Origin of the sequence: Serratia sp. CY55921, assembly GCF_052167655.1 — a bacterium.
Lineage (GTDB): Bacteria > Pseudomonadota > Gammaproteobacteria > Enterobacterales > Enterobacteriaceae > Serratia > Serratia ureilytica.
This window is the reverse complement of sequence record NZ_JBJNMU010000002.1, coordinates 535,481-557,541: the sequence shown is the minus strand read 5'-3', so window position 1 is coordinate 557,541 and position 22,061 is coordinate 535,481. Positions and strand designations below refer to the sequence as shown.

At 59.5% G+C, this 22,061-nt stretch carries 16 protein-coding genes; 14 read left to right on the top strand and 2 right to left on the bottom strand.

Going from position 1 to position 22,061, the window contains the following annotated elements; genetic code table 11:
* Positions 1-167 precede the first annotated feature (167 nt).
* Positions 168-2,450: a TonB-dependent siderophore receptor gene (locus tag ACJ8M3_RS16475; protein WP_047573056.1), complete on the bottom strand. Its 2,283-nt coding sequence runs from the start codon at positions 2,448-2,450 to the stop codon at positions 168-170.
* 282 nt (positions 2,451-2,732) lie between these two features.
* On the opposite strand from ACJ8M3_RS16475, the gene fes reads away from it, so the two are divergent.
* From fes to ACJ8M3_RS16420, 11 genes are all read left to right on the top strand, one after another.
* On the top strand, positions 2,733-4,112 hold the full coding sequence (gene fes / locus ACJ8M3_RS16470) for an enterochelin esterase (protein WP_089197594.1): 1,380 nt from the start codon (positions 2,733-2,735) through the stop codon (positions 4,110-4,112).
* The gene (locus tag ACJ8M3_RS16465; protein ID WP_033644173.1) at positions 4,087-4,293 is read left to right on the top strand and encodes an MbtH family protein; all 207 of its coding nucleotides are present in this window, start codon (positions 4,087-4,089) and stop codon (positions 4,291-4,293) included. The genes fes and ACJ8M3_RS16465 overlap by 26 nt, the downstream gene beginning before the upstream one ends.
* Before the next feature lie 32 nt (positions 4,294-4,325).
* Positions 4,326-8,270, top strand: a complete 3,945-nt coding sequence (locus ACJ8M3_RS16460) for an enterobactin synthase subunit F (RefSeq protein ID WP_089197595.1) — start codon at positions 4,326-4,328, stop codon at positions 8,268-8,270.
* A gap of 176 nt (positions 8,271-8,446) precedes the next feature.
* Positions 8,447-9,703 carry an enterobactin transporter EntS gene (entS, locus tag ACJ8M3_RS16455; RefSeq protein ID WP_033641586.1) on the top strand — a complete coding sequence of 419 codons (1,257 nt, stop codon included), beginning with the start codon at positions 8,447-8,449 and terminating at the stop codon, positions 9,701-9,703.
* A 212-nt stretch (positions 9,704-9,915) separates the two neighbouring features.
* Positions 9,916-11,121: an isochorismate synthase gene (locus ACJ8M3_RS16450; RefSeq protein WP_046688082.1), complete on the top strand. Its 1,206-nt coding sequence runs from the start codon at positions 9,916-9,918 to the stop codon at positions 11,119-11,121.
* Positions 11,122-11,128: 7 nt separating this feature from the next.
* A complete protein-coding gene (locus tag ACJ8M3_RS16445; protein WP_089197596.1) occupies positions 11,129-12,757 on the top strand; it encodes a (2,3-dihydroxybenzoyl)adenylate synthase in 1,629 nt (542 codons plus the stop codon).
* 3 nt (positions 12,758-12,760) lie between these two features.
* Complete coding sequence (locus ACJ8M3_RS16440; protein ID WP_033641590.1) at positions 12,761-13,621, top strand: isochorismatase; 861 nt, start codon at positions 12,761-12,763, stop codon at positions 13,619-13,621.
* 106 nt (positions 13,622-13,727) lie between these two features.
* Positions 13,728-14,747 carry a 7-bladed beta-propeller protein YncE gene (yncE, locus tag ACJ8M3_RS16435; protein WP_407028795.1) on the top strand — a complete coding sequence of 340 codons (1,020 nt, stop codon included), beginning with the start codon at positions 13,728-13,730 and terminating at the stop codon, positions 14,745-14,747.
* 120 nt (positions 14,748-14,867) lie between these two features.
* Positions 14,868-15,488 carry a DUF2238 domain-containing protein gene (locus ACJ8M3_RS16430; RefSeq protein WP_089197598.1) on the top strand — a complete coding sequence of 207 codons (621 nt, stop codon included), beginning with the start codon at positions 14,868-14,870 and terminating at the stop codon, positions 15,486-15,488.
* A 326-nt stretch (positions 15,489-15,814) separates the two neighbouring features.
* Complete coding sequence (locus ACJ8M3_RS16425) at positions 15,815-16,549, top strand: winged helix-turn-helix domain-containing protein (protein ID WP_233503934.1); 735 nt, start codon at positions 15,815-15,817, stop codon at positions 16,547-16,549.
* A complete protein-coding gene (locus tag ACJ8M3_RS16420) occupies positions 16,530-17,021 on the top strand; it encodes a hypothetical protein (RefSeq protein ID WP_089197600.1) in 492 nt (163 codons plus the stop codon). Before ACJ8M3_RS16425 ends, ACJ8M3_RS16420 begins: the two co-directional genes overlap by 20 nt.
* Positions 17,022-17,088: 67 nt before the next feature.
* On the opposite strand, the gene ACJ8M3_RS16415 is transcribed toward ACJ8M3_RS16420, so the two are convergent.
* Positions 17,089-17,844, bottom strand: coding sequence for a winged helix-turn-helix domain-containing protein (locus ACJ8M3_RS16415; RefSeq protein ID WP_089197601.1), 756 nt, complete (start codon positions 17,842-17,844; stop codon positions 17,089-17,091).
* A 415-nt stretch (positions 17,845-18,259) separates the two neighbouring features.
* Here ACJ8M3_RS16415 and ACJ8M3_RS16410 point away from each other — a divergent pair, with 415 nt between their 5' ends.
* The 3 genes from ACJ8M3_RS16410 (at position 18,260) to ACJ8M3_RS16400 (ending at position 22,012) form a co-directional block, all read left to right on the top strand.
* Positions 18,260-18,820, top strand: a complete 561-nt coding sequence (locus ACJ8M3_RS16410; protein ID WP_033641595.1) for a fimbrial protein — start codon at positions 18,260-18,262, stop codon at positions 18,818-18,820.
* Positions 18,821-18,905: 85 nt separating this feature from the next.
* Positions 18,906-19,451 (top strand): fimbrial protein, encoded by a 546-nt coding sequence (locus ACJ8M3_RS16405; protein WP_033641596.1) that lies wholly within the window; start codon positions 18,906-18,908, stop codon positions 19,449-19,451.
* Positions 19,452-19,480: 29 nt separating this feature from the next.
* Positions 19,481-22,012, top strand: coding sequence for an outer membrane usher protein (locus ACJ8M3_RS16400; RefSeq protein WP_046688089.1), 2,532 nt, complete (start codon positions 19,481-19,483; stop codon positions 22,010-22,012).
* Positions 22,013-22,061: the final 49 nt, after the last annotated feature.

Sequence of the window (22,061 nt, the reverse complement as noted above, 5' to 3'; positions counted from 1 at the left end):
AAGGAGGAAAAAGCGTGGTTTTTCCTCCTTTGTGGTTATCAGCCGAAAATCAATGAATTGATTTTCCTTGTTTTCTATCTGTCGCCTAATGAAAGCCCGGCAACGTCATCCGCTTTGTCATTTACCTCAAGGGGTGCAGAGCACCCCTTTGTCGTTGGTTCATGTCATCAGAAGTGGGTGTTGATGCTCATGTAGTAGGTGCGGCCCGGTTCGTTGTAGGTGGCCGCGCCCGCACCGGCGATGTTGATCGCACCGGTGTTCGGGTCGCCGACGTTCTGCGCGTTGCCGGCGCGGAACTGGCGTTTATCGAACAGGTTGTCGATGCCGGCGGTGAGGCTGACGTTTTTGGTCAGATCATAGGTCGCGCTGGCGCCGACGACGGCGTAAGGGCTAACCTCGCGGGTTTCGCCGCCGGTGGCCGGTTTACCCTGGTAGTTGTACTTCTTCGGCTTCTGACGGCCGTACCAGGTCAGGGTGGACTGCATCGACAGATCCTGCGTGGCCTGCCAGCTGAGGGTCGAGTTGACGGTGAACTTCGGGATCACCGACAGGTAATCGCCGGTGGTCTTGTTCTTGTTCTCGATCATGTAGGTGGCGTTGTTGCTCCAGGTGACGGTCTCGCTGACCGGCACGTTCAGCGAGCCTTCCAGCCCTTGCACCACCGCCTTCGGCACGTTTTCCCACTGATAGACCGCCGTGCCGGTGCTGCTGGTGGCGATGCGGGAGTTACCCGCTTCAATCTTGTTGTGGTAATCGTTGCGGAAGTAGGTCACGCCGGCCAGCCAGCCGTCGTTATGGAACTCCAGCCCGATCTCTTTGTTGACGCTGGTTTCCGCCTTCAGATCGTCGTTGCCGAGCAGGTAGCAGCCGTTTCTGGTATCGCTACCGGCGCATCCCTGGCCTTTGCTGTACAGCAGATAGTTGCCGTTGGTCTGGAACAGGGTCGGGGCTTTATAGGAACGCGCGATGCCCATCTTCAGCGTGAAGTAGTCGCCCAGTTCCTGCGACAGGTTCAGCGCCGGGCTCCAGTTGTTGCCGGATTCCGAATGCAGATCGTAGCGCAGACCCGGCGTCAGCATGGTGGTGTCGGTCAGTTCAATGTTGTCTTCGGCGAACAGCGAGAAGATATGCGCGGAAGCGTAAGGGCTGCGCGTACCGGCCGTCATGCCGGGAATGGTGCCGCCCATCAGCGTTTGGCTGGTGGAGGTGCCGTCCTTCATGCGTTGTTGGCTCCACTCGGTGCCCAGCGTAGCGGTTTGCGCGACGCCCAGCTCGAACGGCACGCTGACTTCGCTGTGCGCCAGGAAGTCATCCAGCTTGGTGGTGCCGAAACCGGTGTTCTTGGTATCGAAGATGCCTTCGGTGCCGCCGGCCAAGCCTTCGTTCAGGCGGGTGTTGCGGGTGCGTTCGAACTGCACGTAGTTGTTGGTGCTCACGCCGTTGTCCCAGGCGCCGCGGTGGGTCAGGCCGAAGGTTTCACGGTAGATGCGGTTGGTCTCTTTGCCGTAGTTGCTCTGCACCAGGGCGTTGGTGTTGGTGTTCTGAGTATCGCCGGCGTACAGGTTGCCCTGGCGGCCATAGGCGTATTCGAACTCCAGCGACTGCAGATGAGCGAAATCCCAGTGCAGCAGGGCGTCGATGTTTTTATCGACCACCCCTTCGCGCCCGGCGGGCACGCTGTTGGCGTAGGCGCCGACGCGTTCGGATTTGTGCGATTCGTTAATGTCCCAGGCATCGGCCTGCGTTTTGCTGTAGCCGCCGAACAGGCGGAAGCTCAGGGAATCGCTCAGCGGGCCGGACAGGCTGAAATCGGTACGCTTGGTGGCGCCTTCCTGCTTGTGCTGCGGCACGTTGAAGTAGCCGTTCAGCGAGCCGTGCAGCGCATCGCCGGCCTTCTTGGTGATGATGTTGACCACGCCGCCCGCGGCGCCGTTGCCATAGCGCGCCGCAGCCGGGCCGCGCAGCACTTCGATGCGTTCGATCATTTCCGGCGGCACCCAGGCGGTATCGCCGCGTGAGTCACGTTCGCCGCGCCAGCCCTGACGCACCGAGTTGCGGCTGGAGGCCGGTTTGCCGTCGATCAGAATCAGGGTGTTTTCCGGGCCCATGCCGCGGATATCGATCTGGCGGTTGTTGCCGCGCTGGCCGCTGGTGGAGTTGCCGGTCAGGTTAACCCCGGGCATGGTGCGGATCAGCTCGCTGATGTCGCGCGCCGGCGGGCGTTTCTTGATCTCGTCGGCGGTGATGGTGGATACCCCCGGCGCCTGTAGGTTCTGCCGGGCGGCGGTCACGACGATGGTGTCTTCGCCGCGCGGCTTTTTATCCGCTGTGCCGCTGTTTTCTTCCGTGGTGGGGGTGTCGGTCTGCTGCGCGGCGTTGGCGAACGCGGACGCGCCCAATCCCAAGCCGATAAGAGTGGCCAAAGAATAACGTGATAGCTTGCTTTTCATTTGAGTGCCCTACCTTGCTGCCCTCCCTCGCCGAATGGGGGAAAGGCGGTTGTAGTTTTTGTGTAGTCGGAATAGAAAATCGGCTGCGGCAAGGGATGCCATTGATGTATCCCCGATCCCTGTCCGTTGCGCGCAATACCAGCACGATCTCCAAGCCTTACACACTATTGCAAATGCAAATTATTATCAATAGTATTTGGCCTACAGTGTGTTCGGGCGGTGGCCGGCGATAGGGAAAAGTCGACGTTCCCGGTGCCGCCAACTACAAAATGGGTAGGCGTTGTGAATACAGAACTAGAGTCAGAAAGCAGCAGATTATTGGCCAGCAGCAATGCGGGCAGTCCAGGGTGGTGGTTGACGGTGGCACGACGCGGTACGCCATGGGTAGAACCGGCGGGTAACGGCCGGTGGCGAACCACCTTTTTCTGGCGCGATCCGCAGGGATGCGAATTGACTTCCGCCTACCGCCGGGTGTGGATCAACATCAACTGCCTGACCGACCATCATCAGCCGAATCCGCCGCAAAGCCTGCTGCGTTTGGCCGGTACCGACGTATGGTACTGGCAGACCGAGCTGAACGGCGCCTGGCGCGGCAGCTACTGCTTTATTCCTTGTTTTGACGAGCGGCCGCCGGCGTTCAGCGACGACGACGCGCACGCCAACATGCACAACCTGCGTCACTGGTGGCACCAGGTGTTCGCCTGCGCCACTCCCGATCTGCTCAACCCCTATCGCTCCTGGCAAAGCACCAGCGGCCACAGCGTTTCCGGTCTGCACATGCCGGATGCGCCGCCGCAGCCGGTGTGGCGCTCGTTCGATGAGTATGAGATCGCCAGCGGGCGCTGCACGCCGCCGCTGCCGGCGCGTTTGCAGCGCCATACCTGGCAGAGCGAGCGTCTGGGCAACAGCCGCGATGTCTGGATCTACACCACCGGCGACAGCAAGCCGGCCGAACGCCCGCTCGCGATCCTGCTCGACGGCCAGTTCTGGGCGAAGCAAATGCCGGTCTGGGCGCCGTTGATGCAACTGACCCGCGAGGGGGCGTTGCCGGAAGCGGTGTATGTGCTGATCGACATTATCGATCTGCCGCACCGGGCGCGTGAGCTGACCTGCAAGGACGATTTCTGGCTGGCGGTGCAGGAAGAACTGATGCCGCAACTGGCCGAATGGGCGCCGCACAGCGACAATCCGACCGAGACGGTGGTGGCGGGGCAAAGCTTTGGCGGCCTGGCCTCTCTGTACGCCGGGCTGCGCTGGCCGCAGCGCTTCGGCGCGGTGATCACCCAGTCCGGCTCCTATTGGTGGCCGCGGCGCGACATGCTGCAGCTGCCGAGCATTCCCGACGACGCCTGCTGGCTGATGCAACAGGTCGAACGCCACGGCCTGGGCAACCACGGCGCGCTGAAGGTATTTATGGAAGCCGGTACGCAGGAAAAGCTGGTGCATCAGGTCAGCGGGCAAATGGCGGCGCGCCTGAGCGAAGCCGGCCATCGGGTGCACTACCGGGTGGTGGAAGGCGGGCACGACGCGCTGTGCTGGCGCAGCGGCCTGACCGACGGGCTGCAGGCGGTGTGGGCTTCCGCTTTCGCTACCGCTTATCCGGCATCGGTAACGACAGCGGCACAAGGAACGCAGGATGGAAAGCCTGAATCCGTTCGATGATCAACAGCAGCGCAGCCTGGTGCTGCGCAACGTACAACAACAATACAGTTTGTGGCCGGATTTCCGCGCCATTCCACCCGATTGGACGATCGTATTTGGCCCGGCGGCGCGCACCGAGTGCGCCGAGTGGCTGGAACAGCATTGGCAAGATATTCTGCCGGTCGCAGCACGCAAGGCGTGACCGGCGCCTGGTAATCACGGGAGCAATAAGCAGTGTCACACACCCCTAACTCTCTCAGCGGCCCGGCGCTTGCGGGCGAATGGCCGCTGGTCGCGGCGCAACCCGGCATTTGGGTCGCCGATCAAATCTCCCCGCATCGCAATGCTTACGCGGTGGCGCATGCCATCGAACTCAACGGCCCCGTCGCCGTGGAGCCCCTGCTGCAGGCCATCACCCAGGGCCTCGGCGAGGTGGACATGCTGCGGCTGCGTTTTGCGGAACGCGACGGCGTGCCGGTGCAATGGCTGGACGACGCGCTGGCGGTGCACGCGCCGGAACGGGTCGATCTGACGACGTCGCCGGATCCCGAAGCCGCCGCTCGCGCGCTGATGGACATCGATCTGGCGAGCGATCTGCGCGCCGGCAGCGGCGCACCGCTGTATCGCCATGTGGTGATGCGCCTGGCGGACGATCGCTGGTTCTGGTATCAGCGCTATCACCATCTGTTGGTGGACGGTTTCAGCTTCACCGCCATCGCTCGCCGCGTGGCGGCGATTTATACCCATCTTTGCCGCGGCGACGCGCTGGAGCCGACGCCTTTCACGGCGTTCAGCGACGTGGTGGCGGAATACCAGGCTTACCGGCAGGCACCGGCCTGGCAACGCGACGCCGATTTCTGGCGCGAAAAAGCGCGGCAGCTGCCGCCGCCGGCCACGATCTGCCCGCAGCCGCTGGCCGGGCAAACGCCCACGCCGCGCATCCACCGGCTGGAACAGCGCTGCGATCCGCAGGCCTTCGCCGAACTGGTGCAGCGTGGCGCGCAGCAGAAGCTGAACGCCGCCGATATGGCGGTGGCGCTGGTGGCGCTGTGGGTATCGCGCCTGAGCGGCCAACCGAGCTTCAGCGCCGGTTTTATCTTCATGCGTCGTACCGGCTCGGCCGCCTTGTGCGCCGCCGGCCCGGTGATCAACGTGCTGCCGATGGAGATGCATCTCGAGCCGCAGGCCACGCTGTATGAGGCCGCCGCCCGCATCAGCCGCGAGCTGAAAACGGTGCGCCGTCATCAGCGCTACGACGCCGAACAGGTGCAGCGCGATCTGGGGCGCATCGGCGACGGCGAACCGCTGTACGGCACGGTCTTCAACTTCAAAATGTTCGATTACCAGCTGGATTTCGCCGGCATCGAGGGCATTACCCACGATCTGGCCTCCGGGCCGGTGCGCGATCTGGAGATTGCGCTGTTTATCGATGAACACCACCAATTGAAGGTGGAGCTGCTGGCCAATGCCGAACGTTACAGCCGCCAGGAGCTGCAGGCGCACCTGCAACGGTTGCCGCTGCTGCTGGCGCAGTTCGCCGCGCAGGCAACGTTGCCGATCGGCGAGGCCGATATGCTGACCGCCGACGATCGCGCGCTGCTGGCGCGGATCAACGACACGGCGCATGCGGTGCCGGCGACCACGCTGAGCCAATTGCTGGCGCAGCAGGCGCAAGCCACGCCGGACGCGCCGGCGTTGGCGGATGCGCATTTCAGCTTCACCTACCGCGAAACGCGCGAGCAGGTCACGGCGCTGGCGCGCCAGCTGGTGGCGCAGGGCGTGCGGCCGGGCGACATCGTGGCGGTGGCGCTGCCGCGCTCGGTGTTCCTGTCGCTGGCGTTGATGGCGATCGTCGAAGCGGGCGCCGCCTACCTGCCGCTGGACACCGGTTATCCGGACGAGCGGCTGGCGATGATGCTGGAAGACGCCGCGCCCCGCTTGCTCATCACTCACCCGGCGCAGCAGGCGCGTTTCGCCGACAAGGGTGACATGTTGCTGTATGACGCGCCGCTGGCGGCCGATCACGCCGCCGGGGTGGCGATCGCGGGCCCGACGCCGGACCATGCGGCCTATATCATCTTTACCTCCGGCTCCACCGGGCGCCCGAAAGGCGTGCTGGTCGGCCATCAGGCGATCGTCAACCGCCTGCTGTGGATGCAACACCAGTATCCGCTGGGGGCGGACGACGCGGTGCTGCAGAAAACGCCGTGCAGTTTCGATGTCTCGGTGTGGGAATTCTTCTGGCCATTGATGGTCGGCGCCCGGCTGGTGATGGCGCCGCCGGAGGCGCACCGCGATCCGCAGCAGCTGCAACAGCTGATCGCTCAACACCGCATTACCACGATGCACTTCGTACCGTCGATGCTGGCGGCTTTCGTTGCCGCCCTGGACGACGACGCGGCGGTGGCGAGCTGCGCCGCGCTGCGCCAGGTGTTCTGCAGCGGCGAAGCGCTGCCGGCGGAGCTGTGCCGCCTGTGGCAAAGCCGCACGGCGGTGCCGCTGCACAACCTCTACGGCCCGACCGAAGCGGCGGTGGACGTGACCTGGCATCCGGCCTACGGCGAGGCGCTGGCGAAGGTGACCGGCGCCAACGTGCCGATTGGCCTGCCGGTGTGGAACACCGGGCTGCGCATTCTGGACGCGCGTCTGCGGCCGGTGCCGCCGGGCGTGGCGGGCGATCTGTATCTGACCGGCGTCCAGTTGGCGCACGGCTACCTTGGCCGGCCGGATCTGACCGCCAGCCGCTTTGTCGCCGATCCGTTCGGTGAGGGCGGGCGCATGTACCGCACCGGCGACGTGGCGCGCTGGCTGCCGGACGGCGCGGTGGAATATTTGGGCCGCAGCGACGATCAGCTGAAGATCCGCGGGCAGCGTATCGAGCTGAGTGAAATCGACCACGCCCTGCTGTCGCTGCCGGGCGTGCGCCAGGCGGTGACGCACGCGCGGGTGCTGCAGGGCACGCCGGTGGACGCCGGCGGCGATGCGCGCCAGCTGGTGGGTTATCTGGTGATGCAGCCTGGCGCGAGCTGGGATGCGGAAGCCCTGCGCGCGGCGCTGGCCGACCGTCTGCCGCCGCACATGGTGCCGGTGGCGTTGGTGGAAATGCGCGATTTGCCGCTGAGCGCCAACGGCAAGCTGGATCGCAAGGCCCTGCCGCAGCCGCAGGGCGGTGAGCGCAAGGCAGGGCGTCCGCCGCAGGCCGGGTTGGAAAGCGAGATCGCCGCAGTATTTGCCCGCTTGCTGCAGCGCGAGCAGGTGTTCGCCGACGACGATTTCTTCGCGCTGGGCGGCCATTCGCTGCTGGCGATGCGTCTGGCGGCCGAGCTGCGCCGCGATCTGGGCAAGGCGGTGTCCGTCGGCCAGGTGATGGTGGCGTCGCGCGTCGAGCAACTGGCCGCCTTGCTGGCGGAAGATCGCACGCAGGAAGAGGCCGATCGCAGTGGCTTCGACAGCGTATTGCCGCTGCGCGTCACCGAGGGGCCGACGCTGTTCTGTCTGCATCCGGCGTCCGGTTTCTCCTGGCAGTTCAGCGTATTGCCGCGCTATCTCGATCAGCACTGGTCGCTGGTCGGCATTCAGTCGCCGCGGCCGGACGGCCCGCTGGCGCTGAGCGAAGACATGGACCAGGTGGTGGAGGCGCACCTGCAGACGGTGCTGCAGGTGCAGCCGCACGGGCCGTACCACTTCATCGGCTACTCGCTGGGCGGCACGCTGGCCCAGGGCATCGCCGCCCGGCTGCAGGCGCGCGGCGAGCAGGTGGCGTTCCTCGGCCTGCTGGATACCTATCCGCCGGAGACCCAAAACTGGGACGTAATGCTGGACGACAACGTGTTGAAGGAAGTGCAGCGCGAGCGCGAACAGTTCCTGGCGGTGTCGCAGGATACGCTCGATCCGGCGCTGGGCGAGACGCGCACCATGATGTTCGACAACATCGAAGCCAACTACGCCGATTCGGTGCGGTTGCTGTCGCACACGCGGACCGCCCGCTTCCACGGCCAGGCGACGCTGTTCGTCGCCAAACGCACGCTGCAGGCAGGGATGGACGTGCAGCAGACCTGGTCGCAGTACGTCGATGCGCTGCAGGCGCACGAACTCGACTGCGCGCATGTCGATATCGTTTCGCCGGCGTCGTTCAAAGTGCTGGGGCCGCTGCTGAACCGGATTTTGCGCACGCTGTAATGACGCCCGTCATCTCGCCGCCAGGCACGGGGATTGCCCCGCGTTTGGCGGCGTTTCTTGCGTCCGCTCACAATTGAATATCAATGATTTCTATTATCATTATTGATTTCGTTATCTGTGCTAGCATAGCGCTCCGCAACTGCAGAATCCCCGTTTAAAGATGTGGTGAACAACCGATGAGTAGCAAACCCTCCATCCTGCTTGATTTTAGCCTGCTGAAAACCCACCGGGCCTTTCGCGCGGTATTCTGCGCGCGTTTCATCTCCATTGTGGCGCTGGGGCTGATGGCGATCGCCATCCCGGTGCAGATCCAGGCGCTGACCGGTTCCACCCTGCAGGTCGGGTTGGCGGTGACGCTGGCCGGCGGCGGCATGTTCGCCGGGCTGCTGATGGGCGGCGTATTGGCCGATCGCTATGAGCGGCGCCGGCTGATCCTGTTCGCGCGCTCCACTTGCGGCATCGGGTTCGTCGGCCTGTGCCTCAACGCCCTGTTGCCGTCACCTTCGCTGGCGGCCATTTATCTGCTGGCGGTGTGGGACGGTTTCTTCGGCGCCGTGGGGGTGACGGCGCTGCTGGCGGCCACGCCGGCGCTGGTGGGCCGCGAAAACATCGTGCAGGCGGGCGCCATCAGCATGCTGACGGTGCGCTTCGGCTCGATTCTTTCCCCGGCCATCGGCGGCCTGGTGATCGCCCATATGGGCATCGCCTGGAACTACGGCCTGGCGGCGTTCGGCACCCTGCTGACGTTGCTGCCGCTGCTGAGCCTGCCGCAGCTGATGCCGCCGCCGCAGCCGCGGGAACATCCGCTGCGCGCGCTGGCGGGCGGTTTCGCCTTCCTGTTCCAGAACAAGGTGATCGGCATGGTGGCGCTGATCGGCGCGTTGCTGACCATGGCCAGCGCGGTGCGCGTGCTGTACCCGGCGATGGCGGAAAGCTGGCGCATCGACGCAGCCCACCTCGGTTATATGTACGCCGCCGTGCCGCTCGGCGCGACTATTGGTGCGTTCACCAGCGGGCGCGTGGCGCACGTGGCGCGCCCCGGTTGGGTGATGCTGCTGACGGCGATCGCGGCTTTCGCCTCTATTGGCCTGTTCGGCCTGATGCCGTGGTACAGCCTGGCGTTGCTGTGCCTGGTGGCGTTCGGCTACCTGAGCGCGCTGAACTCGCTGCTGCAATACGGCCTGATCCAGGGCCTGACGCCGGACAATTTCCTTGGCCGCATCAACGGCCTGTGGACGGCGCAGAACGTGGTGGGCGATGCGCTGGGCGCGTTGCTGCTGGGGGCGATGGGCGCCTTTATGCTGCCGGCAATGAGCGCCAGCGGTTTCGGCTTCGGCGCGGCGCTGCTCGGCATCCTGTTGCTGTTCGCCATGACCGGTTTGCGCCAGGTTACGCTGCACAAACCGGAGCCGCAGCCCGCCACAGAAAAGTAGTCGAACGCGTTAAAACAACGCTGTGGGATCAAATAGCAATGCTTATCATCGGCATGCGTAAAACCCACAGCGTTTATGTCATGATTTCGAAATGAAAGAAGTGCTTACGTTTATTGACATAGCAAATATCGGCGAGTAATTTAGCGCGGAATCAACTCAAATGATAATCATTATTATATTGGTTATCACTTCAAATTCTTGAGGGCGAAGCGATGGTTACTGCCGTGAACGACATCAATCGAAAGGAAATGCAGGAGCGCGAAGAACACCGGTTCGCCGCTGATTTTTCTCCGGCGTCGGGCTTCTTCTTTACCTCCCCTTACCGCAGCTTGACCACCACCGGTTGTTTCAGCCGCATTCGCCTGCCGGCCGCGGACGGCGCAGATCTGAACGGCGAGTTCCAGCGCCGCGTGCGGCAGGCGTTTGCCGAGGCCCGTCAGGCCGGCATCAAAAAGCCGCTGCTGTGTGGCGCCATTCCGTTCGATACCCGGCAGCCTTCGGCGCTGTTTGTTCCCCAGCAGAGCCGCTGGTTCGACCGCGCCGCCTTTATGGCCGGCGTTCGGCCTTCGGCGAACGGCCCTGAACTGGCCGGGGTGACGGAGCTGCCGCCGCAGCAGACGTTCATGAACATGGTCAGCGACGCCGTTGCCGCGATGAAGGCCGGTGAGCTGGATAAAGTGGTTTTGTCGCGCCTGCTGGAGATCGAAACGCGCCAGCCGGTGGATCGCCATGCGCTGATGGCGCGCGTGATCGCCCAGAACCCACACGGTTTCCACTTCCATGTGCCGCTGGAGCAGGGCGCGCTGTTGGGCGCTAGCCCAGAGCTGCTGCTGCGTCAGGACGGCGGCCGTTTCTATTCCAACCCGCTGGCCGGTTCCGCCCGGCGGGAGGCCGATCCGCAGCGCGATCGCGAAGTGGGGGAGCGGCTGATGGCCTCGGCGAAAGATCGCCACGAGCACCGCATCGTCACCGAAAGCATGCGCGACGTGCTGGCTGGCCGCTGCCGCTACCTGAACGTGCCGCACACCCCTGAACTGCTGACCACCACCACGCTGTGGCATCTCTCCACGCCGATCGACGGCGAGGCGGCGTCTCCGGACGAAAACGCCCTGTCGCTGGCTTGCCTGTTGCACCCGACGCCGGCGCTGTGCGGTATGCCGACGGCCGAGGCGCACGCCCTGATCGGCAAGCTGGAGCCGTTCGATCGCGGCCTGTTCGGCGGCATCGTCGGCTGGTGCGACGACGAAGGCAACGGCGAGTGGGTTGTGACTATCCGCTGTGGCACCGTTGACGGCAACCGGGTGCGGCTGTTCGCCGGCGCCGGCATTGTGGAAGACTCTTCACCCGAATCTGAATGGCATGAAACAGGTACCAAACTCAGCACCATTCTGCGTGCCTTTGGTATGAATCAAGGATAACGACAAGATGAGCATTGCCTTTACCCCCTGGCCGGCGGAGTTCGCCAGCCGCTATCGCGAGCGCGGCTACTGGATTGACAAGCCGCTGACCGAGATCCTCGACCGCCAGGCCAACAACGACGCTCCGGCGATTATCGACGCCCAGGGCAGCCTGACCTACCGCGAGCTGCAGCAGCGCTCCGATCGCCTGGCGGCCGCTTTGCTGCGCCGCGGCGTGAAATCCGGCGACACCGCGCTGGTGCAGCTGGGCAACGTGGCGGAATTTTATATCGTGTTCTTCGCGCTGCTGAAAATTGGCGTGGCGCCGGTCAACGCGCTGTTCAGCCATCAGCGCAGCGAGCTGAACGCCTATGCCGAGCAGATCAAACCGGCGCTGCTGATCGCCGATCGCCGGCACGCGCTGTTTGCCGACGATCAATTCCTGAGCGCCTTCCGCGATGCGCATCCTTCGCTGCGTGCCGTGGCGCTGCGCAGCCAGCCCGAGGGCGAGCTGGCGCTGGCCGCCTGGCTGGAAGAAGCCAGCGACGGTTTTGTCGCGCAGCCTTCCGCGGCCGATCGGGTGGCGTTCTTCCAGCTTTCCGGCGGCAGCACCGGCACGCCGAAGCTGATCCCGCGCACCCACAACGATTACTACTACAGCATTCGCCGCAGCGTGGAGATCTGCCGTTTCGACGCGCAGACCCGCTATCTGTGCGCGCTGCCGGTAGCGCACAACTACCCGATGAGTTCGCCGGGCGTGCTGGGCGTGTTTTATGGCGCTGGGCTGGTGGTGTTCGCCGCCGATCCGGACGCCGCGCAGTGCTTCCGCCTGATCGAACAGCATCAAATCAACGTGACGGCGCTGGTGCCGCCGGCGGTCACGCTGTGGCTGCAGGCGATCGAAGAGTGGGGCGGCAATGCCCAGCTCGCCAGCCTGAAACTGCTGCAGGTGGGCGGCGCCAAGCTGGGCGAAACGCTGGCGGCGCGCATTCAGAACGAAATCGGCTGCCAACTGCAGCAGGTGTTCGGCATGGCGGAAGGGCTGGTGAACTACACCCGGCTGGACGACGACGAACGCCACATCCTGACGACGCAAGGGCGGCCGATGTCGCCGGACGACGAAGTGTGGGTGGCGGACGACGACGGCAATCCGTTGCCGGCGGGTGAGATCGGGCGGTTGATGACGCGCGGGCCTTACACCTTTCGCGGTTACTACCAGAGCCCGGCGCACAACGCCGACGCCTTCGACGCCGACGGTTTCTACTGCTCCGGCGATCTGATCAGCATTAGCGAAGACGGTTACATCACCGTGCAGGGGCGGCAGAAAGACCAGATCAACCGAGGCGGAGAGAAGATCGCCGCCGAGGAGATCGAGAACCTGCTGCTGCGTCATTCGGACGTGATCAACGCCGCGCTGGTGTCGATGCCGGACGCGCTGATGGGGGAGAAGAGCTGCGCCTATATCATCGCCAACGCGCCGCTGAAGCCGGTGGTGCTGCGTCGCCACCTGCGCGAACAGGGCGTGGCGGACTTCAAACTGCCGGATCGCTTTATTCAGGTGGACAGCCTGCCGCTGACCCCGGTCGGCAAAGTGGACAAAAAACGGCTGCGCGAGCAGCTCGACGCGCAACTACAGACTCAGGCTCAGGGAGATTAATTGATGGCCATTCCAAAACTTAATGATTACGCGCTGCCGACGGCGGACGAACTGCCGCAAAATAAAGTCACCTGGCAGGTAGAACCGCAGCGCGCCGCGCTGCTGATCCACGACATGCAGCAGTATTTCCTCAATTTCTGGGGCGAAGACAGCGCGCTGATTAAACAGGTGGTGGAGAACATCGCCAACCTGCGTCGCTACTGCAAACAGCAGGGCATTCCGGTGTTCTATACCGCTCAGCCGAACCAGCAGAGCGATGAAGATCGCGCGCTGTTGAACGACATGTGGGGGCCGGGCCTGAACAAACACCCCGAGCAGCAGGCGGTGACCGCCGCGCTGGCGCCGGACGAAGACGACACGGTGCTGGTGAAATGGCGCTACAGCGCTTTCCACCGCTCGCCGCTGCAGGAGATCCTGCAGGAGTCCGGCCGCGATCAGCTGATCATCTGCGGCGTGTATGCCCACATTGGCTGCCTGACCACCGCCATCGACGCCTTCATGCGCAACATCCAGCCTTTCATGGTGGCCGACGGCCTGGCGGACTTCTCGCGTGACGAACACCTGATGGCGCTGCGCTACACCGCCGGCCGCTGCGGCCGGGTGGTGACCACCGCGTCTCTGCTGCCGGCGACCGGCATCGCCAGCATCGACGCGTTGCGTCAGCAAATCCTGCCGCTGCTGGACGAAGACAGCGAAGACATGGGCAACGATGAAAACCTGATCGATTACGGTCTGGATTCGGTGCGCATCATGGAGCTGGCGACCCGCTGGCGCAAGATCCGCGGCGATATCGACTTTATCGCGCTGGCGCGCAACCCGACCATCGACAGCTGGTGGGCGCTGCTTTCCGAAGAGAAAGCCTGATTTTAATAATGAAAAGAGGGCTGCCGCGCGGTCGCCCCGTTAGCTCTATAAGGAAATTTCGATGAATGCTTTGATCACCAAGGGAAAACGGGCGGCATTTCCGCTGATGCTGCTGTCCACGCTGCTGTTCTCCAACACCTTGCAGGCGCAGACCGCGCCGGACGTGCTGCGCAAACCGGTCGGCAAGGGCGCCTATGAAATGGCCTACAGCCCGAGCGAGAACGCGCTTTACCTGGCGACGTCGCAGAGCCGCAAGCTGGATAAGGGCGGCATCGTCTACCGCCTGGATCCGACCACGCTGGACGTGACCCAGATTATTCATAACGACATCAAGCCGTTTGGCGCCGCCATCAACGCCAAGACCGGCACGCTGTTCTTCGGCAACACCGTCAATAACTCGGTGACCGCCATCGACGCCAAGACCGGTGACGTGAAAGGCCGCCTGGTGCTGGACGCGCGCCAGCGCTCCGAGACCGTCAAGCCGCTGGCGCCGCGCGAGTTGGTGGCGGATGCCGACAGCGATACCCTGTATATCACCGGGCTGGGTGAATCCAGCGTGGTGTGGGTGGTGGACGGCAAGGATCTGACCCTGCGCGCCACCGTGGCCGACACCGGCAAATACGCCACCGGCCTGGCGCTGGACGCCGCCGCCAAGCGCCTGTACGTCACCAACGCCGACGGTGAGCTGGTCACCATCGATACCCAGAGCAATAAGGTGCTGTCGCGCAAGAAGCTGGATGCGTCCAAAGAGCACTTCTTCCTGAACCTCAGCCTGGATACCGCCACCCATCGCGCCTTCATCACCGATTCCAAGCAGCCGCAGGTGCTGGTGGTGGATACCCGCAACGGCAACATCCTGAGCAAGATCGACGTGCCGGAATCGCTGGCGGTGCTGTTCAACCCGGCGCGCAATGAAGTTTACGTGACGCATCGCCAGGCGGGCGAAGTGAGCGTGATTGACGCCAAGAGCTACAAGGTGCTGAACACCATCAAGACGCCGACCCATCCGAACAGCCTGGCGCTGTCGCCGGATGGCCAGACGCTGTACGTCAGCGTCAAGCAGGCTTCCAGCCGCGAAAAAGAGGCGACCGCGCCGGACGACGTGATCCGCGTAGCGCTGAAGTAATCCCGCGCAGAATAACCCCCCTCGAACAGGCGAAGCGGCGACGCTCCGCCTGTTTTTTTTCGCCGTGCGATCTGCGGTATAAAGTGTGGATTGCCTTATTGATCCGAAGGAACGTTGGTTATGCCTGCCTCACGCACACCGCTGTTGTTGTCCGTTATCACCCTGCTGCTGCTGGCCGCGCTGATCCACAGCGGCATCAGCCCTTACGATCGCACCACCTGGTTGATGGAGGTGGCGCCGGTATTGATTGTTTTGCCGCTGCTGTGGCTGACCCATCGCCGTTATCCGCTGACGCCGCTGCTCTATACGCTGATTTTCTTCCACGCGCTGATCCTGATTTTCGGCGGCATGTACAGCTATGCCCGCGTGCCGCTGGGGTTTGAGGTGCAGCAGTGGCTGGATCTTGGCCGCAACCCGTACGACAAACTGGGGCATTTCTTCCAGGGGCTGGTGCCGGCGCTGGCGGCGCGCGAGATCCTGCTGCGCGGCGGATATGTGCAGGGCCGCAAAATGCTGGGCTTCGTGGTGTGCTGTATCACGCTGGCGATCAGCGCGGTGTATGAGCTTATCGAGTGGTGGGCGGCGCTGGCGCTGGGCCAGGGCGCCGATGAGTTTCTCGGCACCCAGGGCGACCCGTGGGACACGCAGTCCGACATGTTCTGCGCCTTGCTTGGCGCGATAGCCGGTCAATGGCTGTTCGGTGGCTGGCAGGATCGGCAACTGCGGCGTTTAAAGGCGTAAGCCCGGCGGCGGTTGAGCCTGGTGAAAATGGATATTTCTCGTGCCGCCCGGTATTTGCCGGGCGGCATTTTTAATATCGACATGATAAAAATCGACAATCATCAGTTAAATGTTTGGCGCCCTGTGAGACAGCGCAATGTTATTTCCTATATTTATGTTTATTTAGCTTTTTATGCGTTTTTCTAGGAATTTTCTTAACTCATGCCGTGTGCTACTATTCTCATGTTTAACAAGGGCTAATTATTATTAATTAGTTTTTTGAGCGGGGAACAATGAGATACGTAATTAATAATAAGATTAAATATCATGAGGATAGATCAGAGTTGGTGGATCTCAACGCTGAGCTGCCGCCTCAACCGCTCACCGCTACCCTGAACCGCCTGCTGTCCGCCTTGGTCAGAAACAATAACCTGATGGTTTCCCGCGATACCCTGCTGACGCAGGTGTGGGAAGCGCACGGTCAGGTGGCCTCCGGCAATAACCTCAATAACACCATTTCCATTCTGCGCAAGATGTTTGCCGCCCTGGGTGAGGACGACATCATCGTCACGCTGCCGCGCCAGGGATTCATGTTCACCGCCGCTTCGTTGGAGACGGCGGACAGTCTGGCTGAAAGCTTGCTGGACGAGCCGATCCCGGCCGCGGCAGAGAGCGCCTTGCTGGCCGTGCCGCGGCGAATGCAGCGATTTAGGCGCTTCGGGTTGGCCGCGTTGTTGCTGTTGGCGGCAGGGAGCGGCCTGTGGGCCTGGCAGGACGCTGGCTATGCGCCGCTCAGCGCGGTAAGCGTAGGCAATATTGGCAGCTGCGAGGTGAAGTTCGTAGCTTCTTATCATAAGGTGGGCCCCGGCGAGGCCGATCTGGCGCATTTGAAAAATATGCTGGCGCAAAATAAGTCGGTTCGGTGTACGGAACCGGCGACGCTGCTGTACTACGACAGCGGATCGGTGATGTCGGAGGCCGTTGGGCGGGCCCGGGCTTCTTATTACTTCTATTGCCCACAGGCGGAAATGGCCGCGGGCAAAGTGCAATGCGAGAACTATTATGAAAGCCGGGTTAAGTAAGCGCCTCTGGCGCTATCGTTACGCGCTGTTAGGCGCGATGGCGATCGCAGGCTGCGGCGTTTCCGCCTATTTCTTGTTTTTCAAACCGCAAATCCCGGAGTGCCGTGCGGTGCTGCGTTCAACCGATCAGTTGCCTGACCAATTGATGCAGCGCGTGTTGCTGGTCAGCGTCGTGCCTGAGGGCGCGCGGAGCGTGACCCTGTTGCTGAGCGGCAGCTTTTTTGACGGCGATACGCGTTATACCATCGAGCGGGCAATGATCATGGACTATCAGCGGCAAGGGAGTAATTACACGCTGCGCCGTAAGGAAACGGTCAGAAAGTCGCAAGACAATTTGGATAATGAAGCGCTTAACCGCCGTTTGCCTATGTCGGCACCATTGATCCATTGGCGAATTGAAAAAGTCGATGAGCGTCACTATCTGTTCAGTGGTAACCATGCGCCGCTGTTCGTGTGCACCACGGCCTCCTGAGCGGAGAATGTCCCCGGCAACGCCGGGGGATTGTTTTTCGTTGGCCCTGGGGATAAATGGCGCAATGTTATGGTTGTTTATTATTGATGTAATTGTTAATGCAGGGGCTATTGCTCGCCCGCGGGCAATAGGTTAACCACTGTTCGTCCTTTTCTGCGCCCTCATTGCGAATGTTGTCATAGTAATAGACATCCGCCCGGTATTGGCAGTTGAAGCCGGCTTGCCGTATCTCTCGCTTAATGTTTGCCAACTCACCGCTGCCTAACCGCATGGTGTAAATTTGGCAATTTTGCTCATTGCCCAACGGATAAACGCTGATGCGCGTGCTGTTTTGGTAAAGCACAATTGCGGCAAACGGCACTAAACAAGCGGCCATAATCATAATTAAACGCTGTACAGAGCGACGAAAATTCGGCGTCCGAGCAACCGGCGGCGGTGTTGAGGCTATTTCTGTCTTGCTATAATCATTATTATTAATCTCATCGGTATTTATATCCATCTGTTGAATGTTTAAGGCACTAAATTTAAACCCCTGACGGGGGTAGGTAACAATAATATCCTCTACGCCGAACTGCGCCAATGACTTACGTAAACCTGAAACGTAATTATTCAGGTTGTTATTGGAGGCTTTGAGCCCATGTTCAACCCAGACGTCATTAAGCAACCTCTCTCGCAGCAGCAGTTTATCATTATTGCGAATAAACAACGAAAGCAATCTGCTGGTCGGTTTAAGTAACGCTATTTTATTACTGGCATTATCGACATGCGACAGCGTGCCCTCATCCTCATTAAAGAGGATGTCTTCATTTATGATAAAAATCATTTCATTTACCCATCAACTTTCCTGTCGAGGGATTATTCTGAGACCTGATGCGGCTTTTTTCAATCCTTCACCCTGCGTGTAAATAGGATTTTTCTCTCTATACGTATAATTGACATGAAATGTTTATCTGCTTACAAGTTTTTTTATATAAATAGTGATAATTAACTTCTATTTTTTGGGTTTAAAATCTATTTAATTATTATTTTATCGATAATAATCCTGTGTTTTTGTCTTTTTTCGACATAACGTTTCAAACAAAGCTCGGGGAGTGTAAATTTGTTCCCACTGATACGGAACGCGGAAACGCAGCGTATTAGCCACGGATACAACGCTCAGGAATAAAGCTGCTGCATTGCATGCGTGACTTAAGAATTTAATTTACTCCACTTCTTACTAAGGAATGTAAGGGACTTCTATGAAACTGAATAAAATTATGATTGCAGCGGTATTGGCCTTTGGTGCTTCTTCCATGATGGCGCAGGCGGCAAATCAGGGTAGCGGTACTGTCACTTTCACGGGTGAAATCATTGATGCGCCATGCTCTATTGCACCGGGCAACATCGATCAAACCGTTCCACTGGGTCAGATTTCCAACCTGAGCCTGAAAGACGGCCGCGAGTCTGAAGTCAAAGAACCGTTCAGCATTAAGTTGGAAGACTGCACTAATGCTACGGCACAAACCGTCAAGACGACCTTTACCGGTGAGGCCGGTGGTTCCGCCGGTACCGATAAGAAGATGATTGCCCTGGGCAGCGGCAGCACCGCCAAAGGTGCGAGCATTGTTATTACCGATACCCTTAATTCTAACGCCGTTGTAGAGCTGGGCACAGCGACCACCGGGCAGAAGATCGAAATTGGTGATACTGGTGCCGAACTGGCATTCAAAGCCTTCCTGAAAGGGAACGGCGGCACTCTGGATACCATCATTCCTGGTGCATTCACCAGCGTGGTTAACTTCGCGCTGAGCTACCAGTAATCGTTTTACTCCATTAATGCCGGCATGCGGGATATCCCGCATGCTTTTTCCCAGTATGGAATCTTAATTATAATGGACAACGCATATGGCTCCCGTTGAAAAAAATAGAGTGGCGCCTTCCCTATTGGCCATGCTTTTTATAGCTCAGACGATGCCGGCAGCGGCGGCGGTTATTGGCTGGGGAAGAGTCAATATGGAAGGCGCTATTGTTAATGCCGCCTGTGCCATTGAATCGGCAAGCCGTGATCAAACGATTGATATGCAAACATTACCGATAGAACAAATTGCCCGGGACGGCCATGGCTTGACTAAGCCATTCAGTCTGCGGCTTTTAAATTGCAGTTTGGCAGACATGGACAAAGTGCAACCAGGCCGCCAGCATTTTCAAATGACGTTTGATGGTCGAGTCGATAGTGAATTCTTTGGGGTGACGGGGGAGGCAAAAGGAATTGCATTACGTATTTCAGATAGCCTCGGTAATGTGATTTACCCAGGTTTAGCTATGCCAATAGGCGGTACCATCATCAATGAGAGCTACTTAAATTATTCCATGCAACTGGTAGCTAATCGCCAAGTGTTACGTGCCGGGGATTATAGAACCGCTATTCGATTTAAATTGAATTACTACTGATTATAAATAAGTTAAAGGTTGGCGGAGCCATGAAATCGAACGCGAACAAATCGAAAACGCCTCTGTTAAGCCTGCTGGGAATGTGCATTTCTTTGGCGATATATAGTTTGCCTGCTCAGTTGCAGGCAAGTGACGGGGTACAGTTTAACATCGACGTGTTAGATTTAAATGACAGGAAAAATATCGATCTGAGCCAATTTTCGCACGGCGGTTTTATTATGCCTGGGAAATATATCATGTCGGTTAATCTGAACACACTGGTGTTGCCTGAAGAACCTGTCGCATTCTATGCGCCGGAAGATGAGGGCAAGGGAAGCGTGGCCTGTATTTCGCCAACACTGGTTGAAAAACTCGGGCTTAAGTCAGATGCCTTAGCGAAATTACGTTGGTGGCATGACGGGCAGTGTTTGGATCTCGGCAGCCTTAATGGTCTGGAAGCCAAAGGCGATCTGGCGTCATCTACCTTGTATTTGAATATTCCGCAGGCCTACCTGGAATATTCATCGCCGGATTGGGATCCTCCATCTCGATGGGATGAAGGTATTCCAGGGTTGTTGCTGGATTATAATCTAAATTCACAGGTGCAGCGCACCCAGCAGAATAGCCAACAATCCTATAATCTAAGCGGGAACGGAACAGCGGGGGCCAATCTGGGGGCTTGGCGTTTACGTGCTGACTGGCAGATGAATATCAATCATCAAACCGGCACAGGCTTACCAACGCAGCAAGATTTTGACTGGAGTCGATATTACGCTTTCCGCGCGCTGCCTAAGTGGGGTGCTCGCTTGACTATGGGTGAGGATTATCTGGCGACGGATATTTTCGACAGTTTCCGCTATACCGGTTTTAGCGTGACTTCGGATGACAATATGTTGCCGCCCAATCTTCGCGGTTATGCGCCAGAAGTGACGGGGATAGCCAAAAGCAATGCCAAGGTCGTTATTAGTCAGATGGGCCGTGTGTTGTATGAAACCCGGGTTGCGGCGGGTCCATTCCGCATTCAGGATATTAATGATTCCATCAACGGGCAGCTGGATGTTCGGGTAGAAGAGCAAGATGGCAGCGTGCAGGAGTTTAAAGTAGATACCGCAAATATTCCTTATCTGACACGCCCTGGTACGGTGCGTTTCAAATTCGCGGGTGGTAAACCTTCTGATTGGAATCATCATGTGCGTGGTCCTCTGTTCGCTACTGGAGAGTTTTCCTGGGGGGTGAGCAACGGGTGGTCATTATATGGCGGCACTTTGGGTGGGGGCGATTATAAAGCGTTATCTATGGGGCTAGGCCGCGATCTATTGGCATTTGGCGCGCTGTCTTTTGACTCCACGCAATCACGAGCGGAATTACCCCAACAGGGCGGCACCAAAACCGGTGGCTCCTATCGGGTAAGTTATTCGAAGAGTTTTGATGAATATGATAGCCAAATCACCTTCGCTGGTTATCGTTTCTCTGAACAGAACTTTATGACGATGAGTGAATACCTCGACGCTCGTTATGATGAAAGTCGCCTCGGGAAAAGCCGAGAAATGTATACCGTCACGCTGAATAAGCAGTTTCGCGATTTAGGATTAAGTACCTATCTCAACTACAGTCATCAGACTTATTGGGACCAGCCTGTTAGCGAACGTTATAGTTTGGCTCTTTCGCGGTATTTCGATTTGGGAGCCATGAAAAATATCAGTGCGTCGCTCACGGCTTTTCGGAATAAATTTCAGGGGGCCAAGGATGATGGCATGTATTTATCCTTTACCTTACCGTGGGGGGTTAATTCTAACTTCAGTTACAGCAGTTCGTGGAACCGTAATGAAAATACGCAGCGGCTTGGTTATTACGAAAGGCTGGACGAACACAATAACTATCAGTTGAGCACCGGGCTTTCACGCCGGGGCGGTTCAGCAAGTGGCTTTTATACCCATGAGGGTGATAACGCGCGCATCGGCGCCAATGCCAGTTACCAAGGGGGAAGTTACTCATCCATGGGGTTCTCATTGCAAGGTGGGATGACGGCCACCGCCAAGGGCGCGGCGCTACACCGCAACAGCACTTTGGGCGGGACGCGGTTGCTTTTAGATACCGAAGGCGTGGGCGATGTGCCGGTGCGTGGATTTGGTGCGACGGCGCGCACCAATATGTTCGGTAAAGCGGTGGTGGCGGATATCAACAGTTATTACCGCAGCAAGGCGAGTATCGATCTCAACACATTGCCGGATAACGTTGACGCTACGCAGTCGGTGGTACAGGCGACATTAACCGAGGGAGCGATTGGCTATCGGCGCTTTAATGTGATTTCCGGGCAAAAGGCGATGGCGGTGATTAGCCTGGCCGATGGCAGCGCCCCGCCGTTTGGTGCGGTGGTATACAACAGTCGGCAGCAACAGACCGGCTTGGTGAATGATGGCGGGAGTGTGTATCTGAGCGGAATTAAGCCCAATACAGAGATGACGGTGAATTGGGACGGTAAGGCCCAATGCCGGATCACATTGCCGACAATTCGTACGGATATTATGTTGAGCAACTTACTGTTGCCATGCCGAGTGAATACTGAGGCGAGAGCGGAATAAGCCGCCGAGCCCGTGACTATTTTAGTAAGAACAAGCTTTATAAGACGGA